At 66.0% G+C, this 16,909-nt stretch carries 15 protein-coding genes; 8 read left to right on the top strand and 7 right to left on the bottom strand.

Translation table 11 applies throughout. The features are described from left to right. The first annotated feature begins 22 nt into the window (after positions 1–22). From miaB to RZV17_RS11945, 8 genes are all read left to right on the top strand, one after another. Positions 23–1,495, top strand: coding sequence for a tRNA (N6-isopentenyl adenosine(37)-C2)-methylthiotransferase MiaB (gene miaB / locus RZV17_RS11910; protein WP_355603630.1), 1,473 nt, complete (start codon positions 23–25; stop codon positions 1,493–1,495). A 445-nt stretch (positions 1,496–1,940) separates the two neighbouring features. Next, complete coding sequence (locus RZV17_RS11915) at positions 1,941–2,930, top strand: PhoH family protein (RefSeq protein WP_123137337.1); 990 nt, start codon at positions 1,941–1,943, stop codon at positions 2,928–2,930. Further along, positions 2,927–3,418: a hypothetical protein gene (locus tag RZV17_RS11920; protein ID WP_166751139.1), complete on the top strand. Its 492-nt coding sequence runs from the start codon at positions 2,927–2,929 to the stop codon at positions 3,416–3,418. The genes RZV17_RS11915 and RZV17_RS11920 overlap by 4 nt, the downstream gene beginning before the upstream one ends. A 25-nt stretch (positions 3,419–3,443) precedes the next feature. After that, positions 3,444–3,929: an rRNA maturation RNase YbeY gene (gene ybeY, locus RZV17_RS11925; protein ID WP_047697745.1), complete on the top strand. Its 486-nt coding sequence runs from the start codon at positions 3,444–3,446 to the stop codon at positions 3,927–3,929. Then, positions 3,929–4,447 carry a hypothetical protein gene (locus RZV17_RS11930; protein WP_123137241.1) on the top strand — a complete coding sequence of 173 codons (519 nt, stop codon included), beginning with the start codon at positions 3,929–3,931 and terminating at the stop codon, positions 4,445–4,447. The genes ybeY and RZV17_RS11930 overlap by 1 nt, the downstream gene beginning before the upstream one ends. 95 nt (positions 4,448–4,542) lie before the next feature. After that, complete coding sequence (locus RZV17_RS11935) at positions 4,543–5,421, top strand: HlyC/CorC family transporter (RefSeq protein WP_005989773.1); 879 nt, start codon at positions 4,543–4,545, stop codon at positions 5,419–5,421. Next, positions 5,418–6,668, top strand: a complete 1,251-nt coding sequence (locus RZV17_RS11940; protein ID WP_104579602.1) for a DUF4105 domain-containing protein — start codon at positions 5,418–5,420, stop codon at positions 6,666–6,668. The genes RZV17_RS11935 and RZV17_RS11940 overlap by 4 nt, the downstream gene beginning before the upstream one ends. Before the next feature lie 14 nt (positions 6,669–6,682). After that, positions 6,683–7,684, top strand: a complete 1,002-nt coding sequence (locus RZV17_RS11945; protein ID WP_039407843.1) for a magnesium and cobalt transport protein CorA — start codon at positions 6,683–6,685, stop codon at positions 7,682–7,684. A 133-nt stretch (positions 7,685–7,817) separates the two neighbouring features. Here RZV17_RS11945 and RZV17_RS11950 read toward each other — a convergent pair whose 3' ends face one another. From RZV17_RS11950 to RZV17_RS11980, 7 genes are all read right to left on the bottom strand, one after another. Continuing rightward, complete coding sequence (locus RZV17_RS11950; protein ID WP_355603636.1) at positions 7,818–9,182, bottom strand: NAD-dependent succinate-semialdehyde dehydrogenase; 1,365 nt, start codon at positions 9,180–9,182, stop codon at positions 7,818–7,820. A 144-nt stretch (positions 9,183–9,326) separates the two neighbouring features. Beyond that, the gene (locus tag RZV17_RS11955) at positions 9,327–10,175 is read right to left on the bottom strand and encodes an ABC transporter permease subunit (RefSeq protein ID WP_355603639.1); all 849 of its coding nucleotides are present in this window, start codon (positions 10,173–10,175) and stop codon (positions 9,327–9,329) included. Continuing rightward, positions 10,172–11,086, bottom strand: a complete 915-nt coding sequence (locus RZV17_RS11960) for an ABC transporter permease subunit (protein WP_166751143.1) — start codon at positions 11,084–11,086, stop codon at positions 10,172–10,174. The genes RZV17_RS11955 and RZV17_RS11960 overlap by 4 nt, the downstream gene beginning before the upstream one ends. Beyond that, complete coding sequence (gene potA / locus RZV17_RS11965) at positions 11,083–12,213, bottom strand: polyamine ABC transporter ATP-binding protein (RefSeq protein WP_355603644.1); 1,131 nt, start codon at positions 12,211–12,213, stop codon at positions 11,083–11,085. The genes RZV17_RS11960 and potA overlap by 4 nt, the downstream gene beginning before the upstream one ends. 328 nt (positions 12,214–12,541) lie before the next feature. Then, positions 12,542–14,029: an efflux transporter outer membrane subunit gene (locus tag RZV17_RS11970; protein WP_355609338.1), complete on the bottom strand. Its 1,488-nt coding sequence runs from the start codon at positions 14,027–14,029 to the stop codon at positions 12,542–12,544. A 4-nt stretch (positions 14,030–14,033) separates the two neighbouring features. Continuing rightward, complete coding sequence (locus tag RZV17_RS11975) at positions 14,034–15,620, bottom strand: MDR family MFS transporter (RefSeq protein WP_355603647.1); 1,587 nt, start codon at positions 15,618–15,620, stop codon at positions 14,034–14,036. Next, the gene (locus tag RZV17_RS11980) at positions 15,617–16,819 is read right to left on the bottom strand and encodes an HlyD family secretion protein (RefSeq protein ID WP_047697731.1); all 1,203 of its coding nucleotides are present in this window, start codon (positions 16,817–16,819) and stop codon (positions 15,617–15,619) included. Before RZV17_RS11980 ends, RZV17_RS11975 begins: the two co-directional genes overlap by 4 nt. Positions 16,820–16,909: the final 90 nt, after the last annotated feature.

The raw sequence follows: 16,909 nt of genomic DNA on the forward strand, positions 1-16,909 counted from the left end.
CAACCCGCCTGGATTAAGCGCCATGCCCGGGACATCCGTTTCCGATCTGCCCGCGGCCACCGCCGTGGACGCCCCTGCCCTGCTGCCGTTGCCGGTCGCCCGCCCGGCGGCGCCTGCCGTGGTGCGCGGCAAGCTGTACATCAAGACCCACGGTTGCCAGATGAACGAGTACGACTCGGCCAAGATGGCCGACGTGCTCGCCGCCGCCGAAGGCCTGGAGTTGACCGACAACCCCGAAGAAGCCGACGTGGTGCTGGTCAACACCTGCTCCATCCGCGAGAAGGCGCAGGAGAAGGTGTTCAGCCAGTTGGGGCGCTGGCGGCTGCTCAAGGAAAGCCGCGCCAAGGCCGGCGGTACGCCGGTGATCATCGGCGTTGGCGGGTGCGTGGCGTCGCAGGAAGGCGATGGCATCGTCAAGCGTGCGCCGTACGTGGACCTGGTGTTCGGGCCGCAGACGCTGCACCGGCTGCCGGAGCTGATCCGTGCACGGCGCGCGTCCGGCAAGTCGCAGGTGGATATCAGCTTCCCGGAGATCGAAAAGTTCGACCGCCTGCCCGAACCGCGCGCCGAGGGCCCGTCGGCGTTCGTGTCGATCATGGAAGGCTGCTCCAAGTATTGCTCGTTCTGCGTGGTGCCTTACACACGTGGCGAGGAAGTCAGCCGGCCGTTCGAGGACGTGCTGGTGGAAGTGGCGCAGCTGGCCGCGCAAGGCGTGCGCGAGATCAACCTGCTTGGCCAGAACGTCAATGCCTACCGCGGTGCCTACGGCGCCGACGCCGGCGACGCGGCGCAGTGCGCCGACCTGGGGCTGTTGATTCGCACCATTGCGCAGATCGAGGGCATTGGCCGGATCCGCTTCACCACCTCGCATCCGCTGGAATTTTCTGATTCGCTGGTGGATGCCTATCGCGACGTGCCGCAGTTGGCCAACTACCTGCATCTGCCGGTGCAGGCAGGCAGCGACCGCATCCTGTCGGCGATGAAGCGCGGTTACACCGCGCTGGAATTCAAATCCAAGATCCGCAAGCTGCGCGCGGTGCGTCCGGATATCTCGATCAGCTCGGACTTCATCGTCGGCTTCCCCGGCGAGACCGAAGCGGATTTCGAAAAGACCATGAAGTTGATCGAAGACGTGGGCTTCGATCAAAGCTTTTCGTTCGTGTATTCGCGTCGGCCGGGCACGCCGGCCTCGGACCTGCAGGACGACACGCCCGAAGCGGTCAAGCAGGCGCGCCTTGCCCGCTTGCAGGCGCACATCAACACGCATGCGGCGAGCATTTCGCAGTCCATGGTCGGCAGCGTGCAACGCGTGCTGGTGGAAGGCCCGTCGCGTCGCGACCCGAACGAGCTGACCGGCAAGAGCGAAAACATGCGCCCGGTGAATTTCCCCGGCCATCCGCGGCTGATCGGGCAGTTTGTCGATGTCCTGATCACCGAGGCGATGAGCAATTCGTTGCGCGGCCGCCTTCATCTGAAGAAGGACGACGAGGCGTGATCCGATTCCGGCAGCGCAGTCGGCGTTGCCGGCCGCAGCATCGCCTGCAGCAGTGCCTCCGTCGAGCGAGCTGACCCACTTTTCTGCGCGCGCAGAAACCTGCATCCGACATTGATCGCGAGCCTGGTGATCTGAGGCGCCTTGCTGCACAAGGTGCCGCCGCACTTACCCACAGGCTTTGCCGAATTCGATCCACATCGTTTGTGGACAACCGCCCGCGCACTGGCGATTTTTTCACCACCCACCTGCCAGGCCTTGTGCCAGTAGGGCTGCCGCACTCTATCCACAGGTTAGTGATGCGTGACTCCACAGCGGTTGTGGAGAACATCCCAGGCCCGCAGGCCGCCACGCTGCGCCGTCCGGTTTGTTGGTGGGATCACATGCCGCGCGCTACCCTCGTCTGCCGCCCTACCGACGCCGCCTGCGCGCGCTGTCCGATCCGACCATGAACTCACCTGCCTATCGCGACTTCACCCTGGAACCCGACGACACCGAGCGCCTGGCCAATCTTGCCGGCCCATTCGACGCGCACCTGCGCCAGATCGAACTCAAGCTGGGCGTTGAGATCGCCAACCGCGGCAATATCTTCCGCATCACCGGCCCGGAGCCGGCAATCGCCGCCGCGCAGTCGCTGCTGACCGCGCTGTATGACGAAGCGGCCTCGGTCACCTTCGACAACCACGCCATCCACCTGCGCTTGAACGATGCCAATGTCGAGCAGGTGGCCGAACGCGCGTACCAGCCGCAGGATGTGGCCATCAAGGTCAAGCGCGGCACCGTGCGTGGCCGGGGCGCCAACCAGGCCAAATACCTGCATGCGATCGCCACCCACGACATCAACTTCGGTATCGGCCCGGCCGGTACCGGCAAGACCTTTCTTGCCGTGGCCAGCGCGGTGGAAGCCTTGAACGAGTCGCGCGTGCAGCGCCTGATCCTGGTGCGCCCGGCGGTAGAAGCCGGCGAGAAGCTGGGCTTCCTGCCCGGCGACCTCAGCCAGAAGGTGGACCCGTACCTGCGGCCGCTGTACGACGCGCTCTACGAAATGCTTGGCGTGGAAAAAGTGGTCAAGCTGCTGGAGAAGAACGTCATCGAGATCGCACCGCTGGCCTACATGCGCGGCCGCACGCTCAACGATGCCTACGTGATCCTGGACGAGGCACAGAACACCACCATCGAGCAGATGAAGATGTTCCTGACCCGCCTGGGTTTTGGCTCTACTGCCGTGGTCACCGGCGACCTGACCCAGATCGACCTGCCCAAGCACGTCAAGTCCGGCCTGCGCGATGCCATCGAGGTGCTGCGCGACGTCGAAGGCGCCAGCTTCACCTTCTTCGAAGCGCGCGATGTGGTGCGTCACCCGTTGGTGCAACGCATCGTCACTGCCTACGACAAGCGCGATCAGCAGGAAAGCGCTGCCAAGGGCAATCCCGAGTGAGCAGGACAATTGCCGGCCTGATGCTGGCAATTGCAATGGCGACGCCGGCATCAGTCAACGCCAGCCAGACGCCGCTACCGCCAGAGGTCGTCGACCGCGATGTCATTCCGGCCGGCCAGGTGACGCCTCCTTGTATTTCCCTGGCTACCGAAGCTGTCAGCATCAGTGTTCCCACCGCAACGCTGCAGGCGATGGTGCCCGGGTATCCTTCGGCACGCTGGTTGCTCGATCTGCCGGGCACCGTCACCGATGCACGCGGTTGCGAAAGTTCACCGGTCGCGCATGCGCACCGCGCCAGCCAGTTGCTGATCGGCAAGTTGCTCGAAGACGGCATTGCGGCGGTCTGGTTGCACGATCAGCCCGGGTTCGTTTCAAGCGTGCGGGCGCGCGATTACAATCACGGTTGCGGGCGCGGCCCGCTTGGCAGCTCGAGTTACCGCGTGCCCAATGGGCCCACGGTGCTCCTGCTGATCACCTGCACTCGTTGATCTCTTTGCCCAGGAAGCGCTCGCCATGACCCGTGGACCCGTCCGCCTCGACGTCGCCGTCAGTTATGCGTTGCCACGCGCCGGACTGCCCTCGGCGGTGAGTTTTCGCAAGTGGGTGGCTGCCGCGCTGAAGGGCCGCATCCGCGAGGCCGATCTGGCGGTGCGCGTGGTCGACGAGAAGGAAGGCTGCTCGCTCAATCATCACTACCGCGGCAAGGACTACGCCACCAATGTATTGAGCTTTCCGGCCGAGCTGCCGGAGGGCCTGCCCAAGGGCATCAAGATGCCGCTGTTGGGCGATCTGGTGATCTGCGCGCCGGTGGTGGCGCGCGAGGCCGCCGAACAGGGCAAGTCGCTGGCTGCACACTATGCGCACCTGACCGTGCACGGCACCCTGCACCTGCTGGGCTGGGATCACGAAGACGAGAAGGAGGCCGATGCGATGGAACAGCTGGAGCGCGAAATCCTCGCCGATCTGGGCATCGACGACCCCTACGCGGGGGAGCGTTGATGCGCGCGGCCATTGCCATCGCGGGGCTGTTGCTGAGTCCGGCGACGGGCTGGGCGCAGGCCGCCCCGGTGCGTCCCGACCTGCCGGCATTGATCGAGTGCCGCCAGCGCATCGGCGATTTCAACGCGCTGGCGCCGGTGCTGGCCGACCCGCTCAAGGCGGTGGCGCTGGGCTGGACGCCGCTGGATCAGTCCAACCTGTTCATGACCGAATACACCCTCAATACGCCGATCCGCGTGTTCGGCCACAGCACGAACCACATCGCCTTTTCCGGCGCCAGCATCGTGGCGATCCTGGACCTGCCCGATCCGCGCCCGCTGGCCAGGCAGCTGCAGCTGGAACTGGGCGTGGATAACGCCGAAAAGGTCATGTACGGCCGCGAGCTGGTCAGCGAGGACACCACCAACCCCAAGACCGGCGAGGCGATGATCGAATCGGTGGTGCTGAGCGTGACCAACGTCAAATCGCACCCCGGCAAGACCGTGGTCGGCTGCGGATACAGCCTGGACCTGCCCTGAGACCTGGCACCTGCCCGCGCATCCACAGCGTGTTAGCGGCTTCCTGCTAGACTGATCGCTAATGCCTGGTTTGCCGGGTGCCCTTCCCCGTCACGATGTCCGAAGACGACAGTAGCCACACCTCAGAACCCTCCGAAAAACGCCGCAGCTGGCTCGAACGCCTGAGCGCGGCCTTCTCCGGTGAGCCCCACACCCGCGACGAACTGGTCGCGCTGCTGCGCACCGCCGAGCAGGACGGTCTCATCGCCGCAGACACCTTGCGCATGATGGAAGGCGCGATCTCCGTGTCCGAGCTCACCGTGGGCGATGTGATGATCTCGCGCTCGCAGATGGTTTCGCTGCCGGTGGAAGCGCGCTTCATCGACCTGATGAAGCAGGTGGTCGAATCCGGCCATTCGCGCTTCCCGGTGCACGGCGAGAACAAGGACGAAGTACTCGGCATCCTGCTGGCCAAGGACCTGCTGCGCGGCGTGGTCGCCGACAACGGGCCCGGTAACGTGCGCGAACTGCTGCGCCCGGCGGTGCTGATCCCCGAGTCCAAGAAGCTCAACGTGCTGCTCAAGGAATTCCGCCTTTCGCGCAACCACATGGCGATCGTGGTGGACGAGTACGGCGGTGTCGCCGGCCTGGTCACCATCGAAGACGTGCTGGAACAGATCGTCGGCCAGATCGACGACGAGCACGACGACGCCGAGGAAGAGAATTCGCTGATCGCGATCCAGGCCGATGGCCGCTACGTGGTCGATGCGTTGACGCCGATCGAGGACTTCAACGAGCGCTTCGGCGCCGAATTTCCGGACGACGAATACGACACCGTCGGTGGACTGGTCACCGATGCGATCGGCCATCTGCCCGAGACCGGCGAAGAGCTGACCCTGGGGCGGTTTGCGTTCCGCGTGGCCAAGGCCGATGCGCGCCGCGTGCATGCCTTCCACGTCACCATCCTGCCGCCCGACCCTCAGGACGACGCTTGAACCAGACCACCTGCAGCACCGCCACTGCGCCGCCGCGCCGTGGCGCCCGGCAATGGCTGGCTGCCTGCGCGCTGCTGCTGTTGATGTCGCTGCTGGCGCCATTTGCTTTCGCACAGAACGCACAGCCACCGGCGCCGCGGGTGGGCGTGGTCACCATGCAGCCCGGCGAAGTGTTCTTCGAACGCTTCGGACATGACGCCATCGTGGTGGTGGACCCGCTCACCCAGCAGGCGACCTCCTACAACTTCGGCTTCTTCGACCCCAGCGAGCCGGACTTCGTACCGCGCTTTGCGCGTGGCGAAATGATGTACTACCTGGTGGCGCTGCCGCTGGAAGAAGACCTGTCGCAGTACCGCAGCGTCGGCCGTGGCGTCAGCATCCAGTGGCTGGATCTGCCGCCCGAGCAGGCACGCGCGCTTGCCGATGGCCTGGCTGTCCGTAGCCGGCCGGAAAACGCGCGGTATCACTACGATTACTTCGAAGCCAATTGCGCCACCATGGTGCGCGATGCGCTGGATCGTGCCATGGGCGGCACGCTCAAGTCGCAACTGGCCGGCCGCTCGCGCGGCAATACCTACCGCAGCGAAGCGGTACGCCTGGCCTCCCCTGCGCCGTGGATGTGGCTGGGCTTCGACCTGGGCCTGGGTCCGTACGCCGATCGTCCCCTGTCACGTTGGGAAGAAGCGTTCGTGCCGATGCGTCTGGCCGACAGCCTGACCCAGGTGCACAACAGCGCCGGCCGGCCGTTGGTGCAATCCACCCAGGTGCTGCTGCCGCACCGCGTGGCCCCCGAGCCTGCCGAACAGCAGCGGCATTGGTGGCCGTGGCTGCTGGCCGGCGTGCTGGTGGCCGCCGGCGTGCTGGCGCTGCGCCGCCGGCAACGTCTGCTGGCCGGGCTGGCACTGCCGTTCTGGTTGCTGTGCGCCATCGGCGGCGGCCTGCTGGTGTATCTGTGGGGCTTCACCGCGCACCAATCCGCGTGGGCCAACCGCAACCTGCTGCTGGTCAATCCGCTGTGCGTGTTGCTGTGGTTCGGCGGCATCCGGCTGCAGCTGGGCCATCGGCCGGGCCGCTGGTTCAACGTGCTGGCATGGCTGGTGGCCGCCGGCGCATTGCTGGCGTTGGTGATCCACTGGCTCTCCTTCCAGGCCCAGGACAACCTGCAGTGGGTGATGCTCCTGTTGCCCATCCACGCTGCGCTCGCGGTCGCCCTGCGCCGGCGTGATGTGCCTGTCCACACGCGCTGATCCAGGATGCGCCCATGAACACCCACGGCCGTCATCCAGACAATCCGTCCTGCGTCATCACCTGCGCCTATTACGACGGTGACGGCACACGCCACGACATCAGCCTGGAGCAGATCAGCGATGTGCTGCAGCGCCCCGACGGCTGTGTGTGGGTCGGGCTGTACGAGCCGCAGGAATCGGTGCTGCACAAGTTGCAGGACGAGTTTGGCCTGCACGATCTGGCGATCGAGGACGCGCTCAAGGCGCATCAGCGCCCCAAGGCGGAAAGCTACGGCAACTCGTTGTTCGTGGTGGTCAACACCGCGCAGCTGGTCAACGAACGCATCCGCTATGGCGAGACGCATGCGTTTCTGGGCGCACGCTTTCTGTTGACGGTGCGCCACGGCGCGTCGCTGTCGTATGCACCGGTGCGGCACCGGGTGGAACGCGAACCGGCAATGCTGCGCATGGGCGCTTCGTTCTGCCTGTACGGTGTACTGGATTTCGTGGTCGACAACTACCTGCCGATCATGGACGAGTTCCGCGACACGCTGGAAGGCCTGGAAAAGGATATCTTCGCCGACAACTACAAGCGCGAAACCGTGGTGCGCCTGTATGAGCTCAAGCGCGAGCTCAACAAGATGCGCCTGGTGGTGGCACCGCTGCAGGATGTGCTTTCGCACCTCAAGCGCAACCCCGGCGGGCTGATTCACGACGAGGTCGGCATCTATCTACGCGACGTGCTCGATCATGCGGTGCGCATCAACGATGCCATCGACACCTTGCGCGAAATGCTGGGCACCGCGCTGAGCGTTAATCTGTCGATGGTGACGCTGGCGCAAGGCGAGACCGTCAAACGCCTGGGTGCCTGGGCCGCCCTGCTGGCCGCCCCCACCCTGATCACCAGCTGGTACGGCATGAACTTCACCCACATGCCCGAGCTCGACAAACCCTACGCCTACCCGCTACTGGTGGGCGGCGTGGTCGCCTCGTGCCTGGTGTTGTATCGCCTGTTCAAGCGCGCTCGGTGGCTTTGAGGCCGGGATTGGGGATTCGGTATTCGGGATTGGCTAGAGCAGCGGCAGCCGTCGATGTCGAAAAACCAGTGCGAAGTCATCACGGAACCGCGCTTTTGCCAATCCCAAATCCCGATTCCCGAATCCCGGGCCTTCAAGCCACATAAATCGTCTTGATGTTCATGAACTCATGGATGCCGTGATCGGCAAGTTCGCGGCCGAAGCCTGAGCGCTTGATGCCGCCGAACGGCAGGCGCACGTCGCTCTTGACCACCGAGTTGACGAATGCCGCGCCGCACTGCAGCTGCTGGGCGACGCGTTCGCCGCGCTTGGCGTCTGCCGTCCACACACTGCCGCCCAGCCCGAAGGTGGTGTCGTTGGCCACGCGCACCGCTTCTGCCTCGTCGGCCACGCGAATGATCGACGCGACCGGGCCGAAGAATTCTTCGTCGTAAGCAGGCATGCCGGGCGCGACATTGTCGAGGATGGTTGCCGGGTAGCCCGCATGCGAGCCGGCCACCGGTTCGCCGCCCAGCAAGACGGTGGCGCCCTTGGCGACGCTGGCCTGCACCTGCTTGTGCAGTTCGTCGCGCAGATCGGCACGTGCCATCGGCGCCAATGTGGTGCTTTCCTGTTGCGGGTCGCCAACCACGCGCTTGGACGCCGCAGCGACGAAGCGCTCGATGAATCGATCGGCAATCGCGTCCACCACGATGAAGCGCTTGGCGGCGATGCAGGTCTGCCCGCTGTTGTCGAAGCGCGACTGCACTGCCGATTGCACGGTGCGCTCCAACTCGGCGTCTTCCAGCACCACGAAGGCATCGCTGCCGCCCAGCTCCATCACGCATTTCTTCAGCTGGTCGCCCGCATTCGCGGCCAGGGAACGCCCGGCGCGTTCGCTACCGGTGAGCGTCACTGCGGCGATGCGGTCGTCGCGCAGCACGTCGGCGGCCTGGTCGTTGTCGATATGCAGCACATCGAACACGCCCGGCGGGATGCCCGCGGCGTCCAGCACCTCCTTCATGGCATCGGCGCAGCGCGGCACATTGCTGGCGTGCTTGAGCAGTGCCACGTTGCCGGCCATCAGGCCCGGCGCCAGAAATCGAAACGCCTGCCACAGCGGGAAATTCCACGGCATCACCGCAAAGACGCAGCCCAACGGTTCGTAGCGCACATAGCTCGATTGCGCTTCGGTAGGAATGTTGCGTGGCGCCAGATACTCGGCTGCGTGTTCGGCGTAATAGGCACAGCCCTGCGCGCACTTGTCGACCTCGGCCAGCGCCTCGACGCGCAGCTTGCCCATTTCGGCGGTCATGATGCGTTGCAGGTCCTCGCGTCGCCTGCTCAGCTCCTCGCCGACGCGGCGCAGCAAGGCACCCCGCTCCGCCAGCGGCAACGCGGCCCACGCCGGAAACGCCTTGGCGGAAGCGGCCAGGCGCGCTTCAATGCCGGCGGCATCCAGGGTCTGCTGGGTGTGCTTAACCTGGCCGGTGGCCGGGTTCACGGTGTCGTAGGACATGACGGTCTCCAGTAGCAAGACGTCCAATGCTAGTGGCCGATGGGTTCGGGCCGCGTCACAACGGCCTGAAAATAGCGCAACGCTGTGTTCGCCCCGCCTGCGACCACGGGCCGCACTGCGATGGCGAATACGTGTACGGGGCCGTCAGCTCTCGTGTTGCAACGCCAGCTTCTGATCGCGCAGGCGGCGCTTTTCGCTGCGTGCCAGCAGCCACAAACCGATCACTGCGGCGACCGATACCGCCAGCACCATCAGTGTGGCCAGCGCGTTGATCTTCGGGCTGATGCCCAACCGCACTGACGCAAACACCTTGATCGGCAGCGTGGTGGAACTGGGCCCGGCCAGAAAACTGGCGATCACCACATCGTCCAGCGACAGCGTAAAGGCCAGCAGCCAGCCCGATGCCAAGGCCGGGGCGATGAGCGGCAGGGTGATCAGGAAGAACACCTTCAGCGGCGTGGCTCCGAGATCCATCGCCGCTTCTTCCAGCGACCGATCCAGCTCCTGCAGGCGCGACGAAATCACCACCGTCACGAACGACACGGTGAAGGTGACATGCGCCACCCAGATGGCCACTGCGCCACGCGGTGCGATGCCGAGCACGCCGCCCATCGAGACCAACAGCAGCAGGATCGACAAACCGATGATCACCTCGGGCATCACCAGTGGCGCAGTAATCAATGCGCCGAACACGGTCTTGCCGGGAAAGCGGCGCATGCGCACCATCGCCATCGCCGCCATCGTGCCAAGCACCATGGCGGCACCGGCGGTCCAGAACGCCACCTCCAGGCTCACCCAGGCCGCTTCCAGCAGTTGCCGATCGCGCAGTAACTCGCCATACCAGCGTGTCGAAAATCCGCCCCACACCGTGGCAAGGCGCGAGGCGTTGAACGAGTACACCATCAGCAACAGGATCGGCAGATACAAGAAGCCAAACCCCAGCGCGAGGACGGCGCCACCGAGCAGGCGCCCGCTGCGGGAGGCGCGCATCACGTCAGCCGTCCTTCCAGCTCGCGCTGCTGGTAGCGGTGGAAGATCACGATCGGCACCAGCAGCAACACCAGCATGACGGTGGCCACGGCGGCGGCCACCGGCCAGTCGCGGTTGTTGAAGAACTCGCCCCACAGCACGCGGCCGATCATCAAGGTGTTCGGCCCGCCGAGCATTTCCGGGATCACGAACTCGCCCACCGCTGGAATCATCACCAGCATGCAACCGGCCACGATGCCGTTGCGCGAAAGTGGCAAGGTGATGCGCACAAACGCGTGCCACGGGCGCGCGCCAAGATCGTAGGCCGCTTCCAGCAGGCGGTTGTCGTGCTTGACCAGGTTGGCATACAGCGGCAACACCATGAACGGCAGATAGCAGTACACGATGCCGATGTAGGCGGCGATCGGCGTGTACAGCAGTTGCAGTGGCTGCTTGATCACGCCCAGCGCCAGCAGTGCCCGATTGAGCAGGCCGTTGCCATCGAGGATGCCGATCCAGGCGTACACGCGGATCAGGAACGAGGTCCACGATGGCAGCACCACCAGCATCATTGCCACGTTGCGCGTAGCCAACGGCAGGCGCGCGATGACATACGCCATCGGGTAACCGATCAGCAGCGCCAGCGCGGTGGAAATGGCCGCAATCCTGATCGAGCTCAGGTACGCGGCCACATACTGGCTGTCGCGCACCAATGCGAGATAGTTGCCCAGATGCAGCTTGACGCTCACCGCCCCATCGGCCGCGTAGGCAAATAGCGGCGTATACGGCGGCATGGCGGTGGCGCGCTCGGCGAAGGAAATCTTCAGCACGATCAGGAACGGGATCGCGAAGAACACCAGCAGCCACAGATACGGGGCGGCAATCACTCCCCAGCGCGCGCCTGGCAAGCCGCGACGGAACAGGCGCGACCTCATGCGGTGAGCACCACGCCGTCGTCCTCGCCCCAACCCACCCACACGGTGTCCCCCCAGGTCAGCGCTTCGCTGGCCCAGCGCTGGCGATTGGCGAAGTTGGCCATCAGCTTGACCCCGCTGGGCAGGCGCACGTGGTAGACCGAATGGCTGCCGAAATAGGCGATGTCCTCGATCACCCCCTGCGCCTTGTTGCAGGCCTGCGCCGGCTCGTCCTTGCCGATGGCGAGCTTTTCCGGGCGCAGCGCAAATGCCACCGCTTGGCCTTCGAAACCGGTGATGCCGTGGCCGATGCGGATGCAGGCGGGGAAGGCCGGCGTCTGCAAGCTGACGTACTGCGGCTGGTCTTCGACGATGACTGCGTCGAGCAGATTGACCGAACCGATGAACTCGGCGGCAAAGCGATTGGCTGGTTGTTCGTAGATTTCATCGGGCGTGCCGACCTGCTGGATCCAGCCCTGGTCCATCAACGCGATGCGCGTGGCCATGGTCATCGCTTCCTCCTGGTCGTGCGTCACCATGACGCAGGTGACGCCGGAGGTTTCAATGATGTTGACGAGTTCCAGCTGCATCTGCGAGCGCAGCTTTTTGTCCAGCGCGCCCATCGGTTCGTCCAGCAACAGCAGCTTGGGCCGTTTGGCCAGCGAGCGTGCCAGTGCCACCCGCTGCTGCTGACCACCGGAGAGCTGATGCGGCTTGCGCCTGGCCAGCGCGCCCAGTTGCACCAGCTCCAGCATCTCAGCGACGCGGGCGGCGATGGCCGCCTTCGACAGCCCTTCCTGCTTCAGCCCGAAGGCGATGTTCTGCTCCACGCTCATGTGCGGAAACAGCGCGTACGACTGGAACATCATGTTGATCGGCCGCTCGTACGGCGGCAGCGCATCGATGGGCTGGCCATCGAGCGTGATGTGCCCCTTGGTCGGCCGCTCGAAGCCGGCCAGGCAACGCAGCAAGGTGGACTTGCCGCTGCCCGACCCGCCCAGCAGCGCGAAGATTTCGCCCTTGCGGATCTGCAGGCTGACATCGTCCACCGCCACGAATCCATCGAACTCCTTGCGGACTTGGCTGATGGACAGGTAGCCGGCATCTGCGGTGCTGGTAATGGGCGGCAAGGCTTCGGTCAGTGACATGGTTCCTCTCGCTGGGGATACGCGCAGGCGCCGAGTGCGGAGCCTGCGCGCCATGATGGCAAAAGCATGTGTCCACCGCCGTGCGCGCGGTCCGGGATGCGGCGTGCAGCATCAGCAGTGGGCCGGGATTGCCGTAACTCCGGCACCGCAGTGGTTTGCGCGGCCCGCCGACCCTGCAGCCTACAACCACGAAGGCGGCCGACACGGACTCATGCATTCGCCGCCGCACGTGGGACGAGCGTGGCCAGGGGCAATGCCGGCACTGCTGCGGCCCGCGGCAGCCAATGCCGCCCTGGCTGCGGCGGCCGCGGGGCGACCGCCCTGCCCGTCAGCGCGTTTCCGGCGGTGCCTCGCTCCAGCCCAGGCCCAGGCTCTTCTGCAACGCGACGTAGTTGACCAGCAACTGCACCTGCGCCTGCGCGGCGGCGTCCTGCGCCGACAGCTGCTGGCGCTGCACGTCCAGCAGATCGATCGACGAGGTGGCCCCGGCATCGCGACGTTGCTGCATCAGCCCGGCCGAGCGCGTGGCCGAGGTCTCGGCCTGGCGCGCGACCACCAGCTGCTTGCGTGCCGAGCCGAAGCGCGCCAATGCCGAATTTGCATCCTGCAACGCAGCCAGCACCGCACCTTCATACGCCGCCTCGCGCCCGGCATTGCCCGCGCGGGCCTGCTCCACCTGTGCGCGGGTCTTGCCGAAATCGAAGATGGACCAGCGCAGCATCGGCACCGCCAGGGTGGTCAACGCGTCGGAATTGAAATCGCTCGGCGAGCCGGCCACCCAGCTCAGGCCACCCAGCAAGGTCACCTGCGGGAAGTAGCCGTTCAAGGCTTCGCCGATCTGCGCGCTGGACGCGGCCAGCTCGCGCTCGGCCTTGCGTACGTCCGGGCGGCGGCGGATCAATGCCCCCGCATCGTCCACGCGCACTTCGCTGGGCAGCATCGGCAGCGGCTGCGGCGTGCGCAGCTGCGCATCCAGTGCACCGGGTTCGCGCCCGACCATCAGCGCCAGCTGGTCCAGCGCCTCCTGCAATTGCATCTCCAGCGGCAGGCGCTGCGCCTGCTGTTGCTGCACCTGGGTGGCGATCTGCTCGACCTGCAGGTCGGAGGCGGCGCCATGGTCACGGCGCTGTTGCACCAGCTGCAGCGACTGCCGGATCTTGTCCAGATTGGCATCGGCAATGGCCAGCCGCGCCTGCAACCCGCGGTAGTTGAGATAGACCTGCCCCACTTCGGCAGCCAGCTGCACCTGCGCATCGGCCAGCTCGGCTTCGGAGGCCTGCGCCTGGGCAAGTGCGCCTTCGGCGGCGCGGCGGCGGCGGCCGAAGAGATCCAGCTCCCAGCTGGCATCGAAACCAGCGCTGTAGATCTGGGTCTTTTCCAGATCCAGCGCCTGATCGCCCTGTCCCGGCTGCCCGGGCTGGCCTTGCTGCAGCCCGCCCAGCGTATCGACGATGGTCTGCGGCGGTTCGGCATACGCGTACACGGCGCTGGCGTTGAGCTTGGGCAGACGCTCGGCGCGGCGCTGGCGCGCCAGCGCGCGGTTGGAGCGCAACCTGGCCTGCGCCGCGCGCAGGTTGGGGCTGTCGGCCAGCGCCTGGGTCACCAACCGGGTCAGCTGCGGGTCGTTCAATTGCTCCCACCAGTGGTTCAGCGGCGCGGCGGCAACCACCTGCGCGCCACTGGCGCGATGCAGCGCGGGCGCCTGCATGGCCGCATCGGCCACCGCCGGCGCCTTGGTGTAGTTGGGGCCGAGCATGCAGCCGCCGAGCAGCACGGCACTCAGCGCCGCAGCCAGTGGGAGGCGCATCGCGCGCAGGGAATCAGTGCATTGCAAGGTGCGTCCCCTTGGGTAACGGCTTGAGCAAAAAGGCCAGCGGAATCGTGCAGACCACGATCACGCCGAAGATCCAGAACAGATCGCTGTAGGTCATCACCAACGCCTGCTGTTGCACCACCCGTGCGAATTGGGCGATGGAGCGAATCGCCGCTTCGCCACCGGCGCTGCCCTGCATCTGCGCAGTCACGCCGGCCAGAAATTCCTGCGCACGCGGCGCGTTGGCGGTGATCGCGCTGCCGATGGTTTCGGTATGGAAGGTCATGCGGCGCTCCTGGAAGGTGGAGATCAGCGCCAGGCCGACCGAGCCGCCCAGGTTGCGGCCGGCATTGAACAGGCCCGACGCATCGCCGGCCAGCTCCGGCGGTACCGAGGAAATGGCCGCCTGGTTGAGCGACATCATCGCCAGCGCCAGTCCGCAGCCCTGCAGCAACTGCCCGGCCACGAAATGCATGCCCACCGTGTCGGCGGTCAGCCCCAGATTGACGAAGCAGGCGGCGGCAAAACAGATCAGCCCGGCGATCACCAGGATGCGCACGTCCACCACCTCCAGCAGTTTGGGCATCATCGGCATCAGCAGCACGGTGGGCAGGCCGGACAGCAGCAGCACGTAGCCGGCCTGCTCGGTGTTGTAGCCGGAGATCACCGCCAGAAACTGCGGAATCATGTACATCACGCCGAACAGGATCATGCCCACTGCCATGATCATGATGAACACCGCACCGAAACTGCGATGCAGCAGCAGCGACAGCCGGATCACCGGCGCGCGCCTGCGGAACTGGCCGATCACCAGCGCGATGAACCCGCTCAACGAGATCAGGCTCAGCGTGTTGATCTCGCTGGATTCGAACCAGCGCTCGCGCTGCCCCTCTTCCAGCACCACGGTGAGCCCGCCCAGGCCGGCAGTCAGGCCGTAGATGCCCAGCCAATCGGCGTTGAGCAGGCCGGCCCAGTCGGCCTTTTCGTGCTTCAGGCCAAGCAGCAATAGCGCCACCAGGCCCGCGCAGATCGGCACGTTGATGAAGAACGCGTAGTGCCAGCTGACGTTTTCGGTGAGCCAGCCTCCCAGCAGCGGGCCGATCACCGGGCCCATGATCACGGTCATGCCGAACAGGGCGGTGCCCATGGTCTGCTGGCTGGGCGGCAGGCGTGTGGCGACGATGGTCAGCGCGGTGGGAATCAACGCGCCGCCGGCCAGCCCCTGCCCCACGCGGCCGATGATCATCATCGTCAACGAGGTCGACAACCCGCAGACCACCGAGAACGCCGTGAACATCAACGCGCAGATCAGCAGGAAATTGCGCAGGCCCAGCGTGCGCACGAACCAGCCGGTCAGCGGGATCATGATGATCTCGGCGACCAGATACGCGGTGGAGATCCAGGTGCCCTCGGTGCCGCTGGCGCCGACCTCGCCCTGGATGGTGGGTAGCGCGGCATTGACGATGGAGATGTCCAGCGTGGCCATGAACGAGCCGATGGTGCCGGCCAGCACCGCCAACCAGGCGCCGGGCTCGGCCTTCTCGCGGCTGGCACCGCCGCCGGCACCCTGGCCGGTGGCGGCCGCTGTACTCACTGCGCGCGCTCCTGCTCCTGCACGCGGTCGGATTCTTTTTCAGCGCGTTCCTTGGCGTCCTTGGCCGAGCGCGTATCGACGGTGACCTCCACCGACATGCCCGGCACCAGCACCTTGCGTGCCTCCTCGCCGGCCAGCACGCGGATGCGCACCGGCACGCGCTGCACCACCTTGGTGAAGTTGCCGGTGGCGTTTTCCGGCGGCAGCAAGGCGAACTGCGAGCCGGTGCCCGGGGACAGGCTTTCGACCTTGCCGTGCAGCTTCACCCCGGACAGCGCATCGACCTCGATCTCGGCCGGCTGACCCGGGCGCATCAGGCCGACCTGGGTTTCCTTGAAGTTGGCGACCAGGTACAGCGATTCCTGCGGCACGATGGTCATGGTGCGGGTACCGGCGGCCAGGAACTGGCCCTCCTGCACGGTCTTGTCGCCGACGCGGCCGTGGATGCGGCTGGTCAGGCGGGTGTCTTCCACGGCAACGCGGGCCTGGTCGGCATCCGCGGTCGCCTGCTTCAGGCCGGCTTGGGCCTGCTCCAGCTGCGCGCGGCTGGCCTGGATCTGGCTCTGCGCACCGGTAGCCTGCGCCTGGGCCGCATCGTACTGGGCGCGTGCGCGCGCCAGCTCGTGCTGCAGGCTTTCCTGGTGCTCATGGGTATCGGCGCCGGAGGCGGCCAGCGGTGCGAAGCGCTTCACCTCGGCCTGGGCGAACTTGAGACTGGCCGCGGCCGAGGTCACCTGGGTCCGCGCCTGCAGCAGCGCCGCTTCCTGGCCGGCGACATTGGCGGTGGCGGCCACGATGTCGGCCTGGCGTGCGGCAATTGCCGCTTCGGCCTGCTGCAGGGTGGCCTGGTAGGTGCGGTCGTCGATCTGCAGCAACGGCTGGCCGGCGTCCACGATCTGGTTGTCGCCCACCAGCACCTTGGTCACATAGCCGCTGACACGCGGCGCCACGGCCACCGAATCGGCCTGCAGGTAGGCGTTGTTGGTGTCCTGCATGTAGCGGCCCTTGATCAGGTAGTAGGCCAGCCAGACCACCAGCAGGACCAGCACCAGCACGCCCACCAGGATCAGCGTCCACTTGACCTTGGGGTTCTTCAGCGGCGACGGCTTGGCCGGCTCCTGGTCCTGGTGCGTCTCGGCGCCTTGCGCATCGCCCGCCTGGGCGCGGCCGTCAGTGGGCTGGTGGTCTTGGTTGCTCAAAGGAGGCGTCCTGTGTGTCGTGGGCGAGGCGCGCGACGGCATGCCGCGGCAGCGGCGCCGGCGAAAGCGGCGAAACCATACAATTATTTG

The organism is Xanthomonas cannabis, assembly GCF_040616535.1.
Taxonomy (GTDB): Bacteria; Pseudomonadota; Gammaproteobacteria; order Xanthomonadales; family Xanthomonadaceae; genus Xanthomonas; species Xanthomonas cannabis.

What these genes read in the sequence shown, in the direction of transcription:
- miaB (WP_355603630.1), top strand. Translation starts at nt 23, where the DNA reads ATGCCCGGGACATCCGTTTCCGATCTGCCCGCGGCCACCGCCGTGGAC.
- RZV17_RS11915 (WP_123137337.1), top strand. Translation starts at nt 1,941, where the DNA reads ATGAACTCACCTGCCTATCGCGACTTCACCCTGGAACCCGACGACACC.
- ybeY (WP_047697745.1), top strand. Translation starts at nt 3,444, where the DNA reads ATGACCCGTGGACCCGTCCGCCTCGACGTCGCCGTCAGTTATGCGTTG.
- RZV17_RS11930 (WP_123137241.1), top strand. Translation starts at nt 3,929, where the DNA reads ATGCGCGCGGCCATTGCCATCGCGGGGCTGTTGCTGAGTCCGGCGACG.
- RZV17_RS11935 (WP_005989773.1), top strand. Translation starts at nt 4,543, where the DNA reads ATGTCCGAAGACGACAGTAGCCACACCTCAGAACCCTCCGAAAAACGC.
- RZV17_RS11945 (WP_039407843.1), top strand. Translation starts at nt 6,683, where the DNA reads ATGAACACCCACGGCCGTCATCCAGACAATCCGTCCTGCGTCATCACC.
- RZV17_RS11950 (WP_355603636.1), bottom strand. Translation starts at nt 9,182, where the DNA reads ATGTCCTACGACACCGTGAACCCGGCCACCGGCCAGGTTAAGCACACC.
- RZV17_RS11960 (WP_166751143.1), bottom strand. Translation starts at nt 11,086, where the DNA reads ATGAGGTCGCGCCTGTTCCGTCGCGGCTTGCCAGGCGCGCGCTGGGGA.
- potA (WP_355603644.1), bottom strand. Translation starts at nt 12,213, where the DNA reads ATGTCACTGACCGAAGCCTTGCCGCCCATTACCAGCACCGCAGATGCC.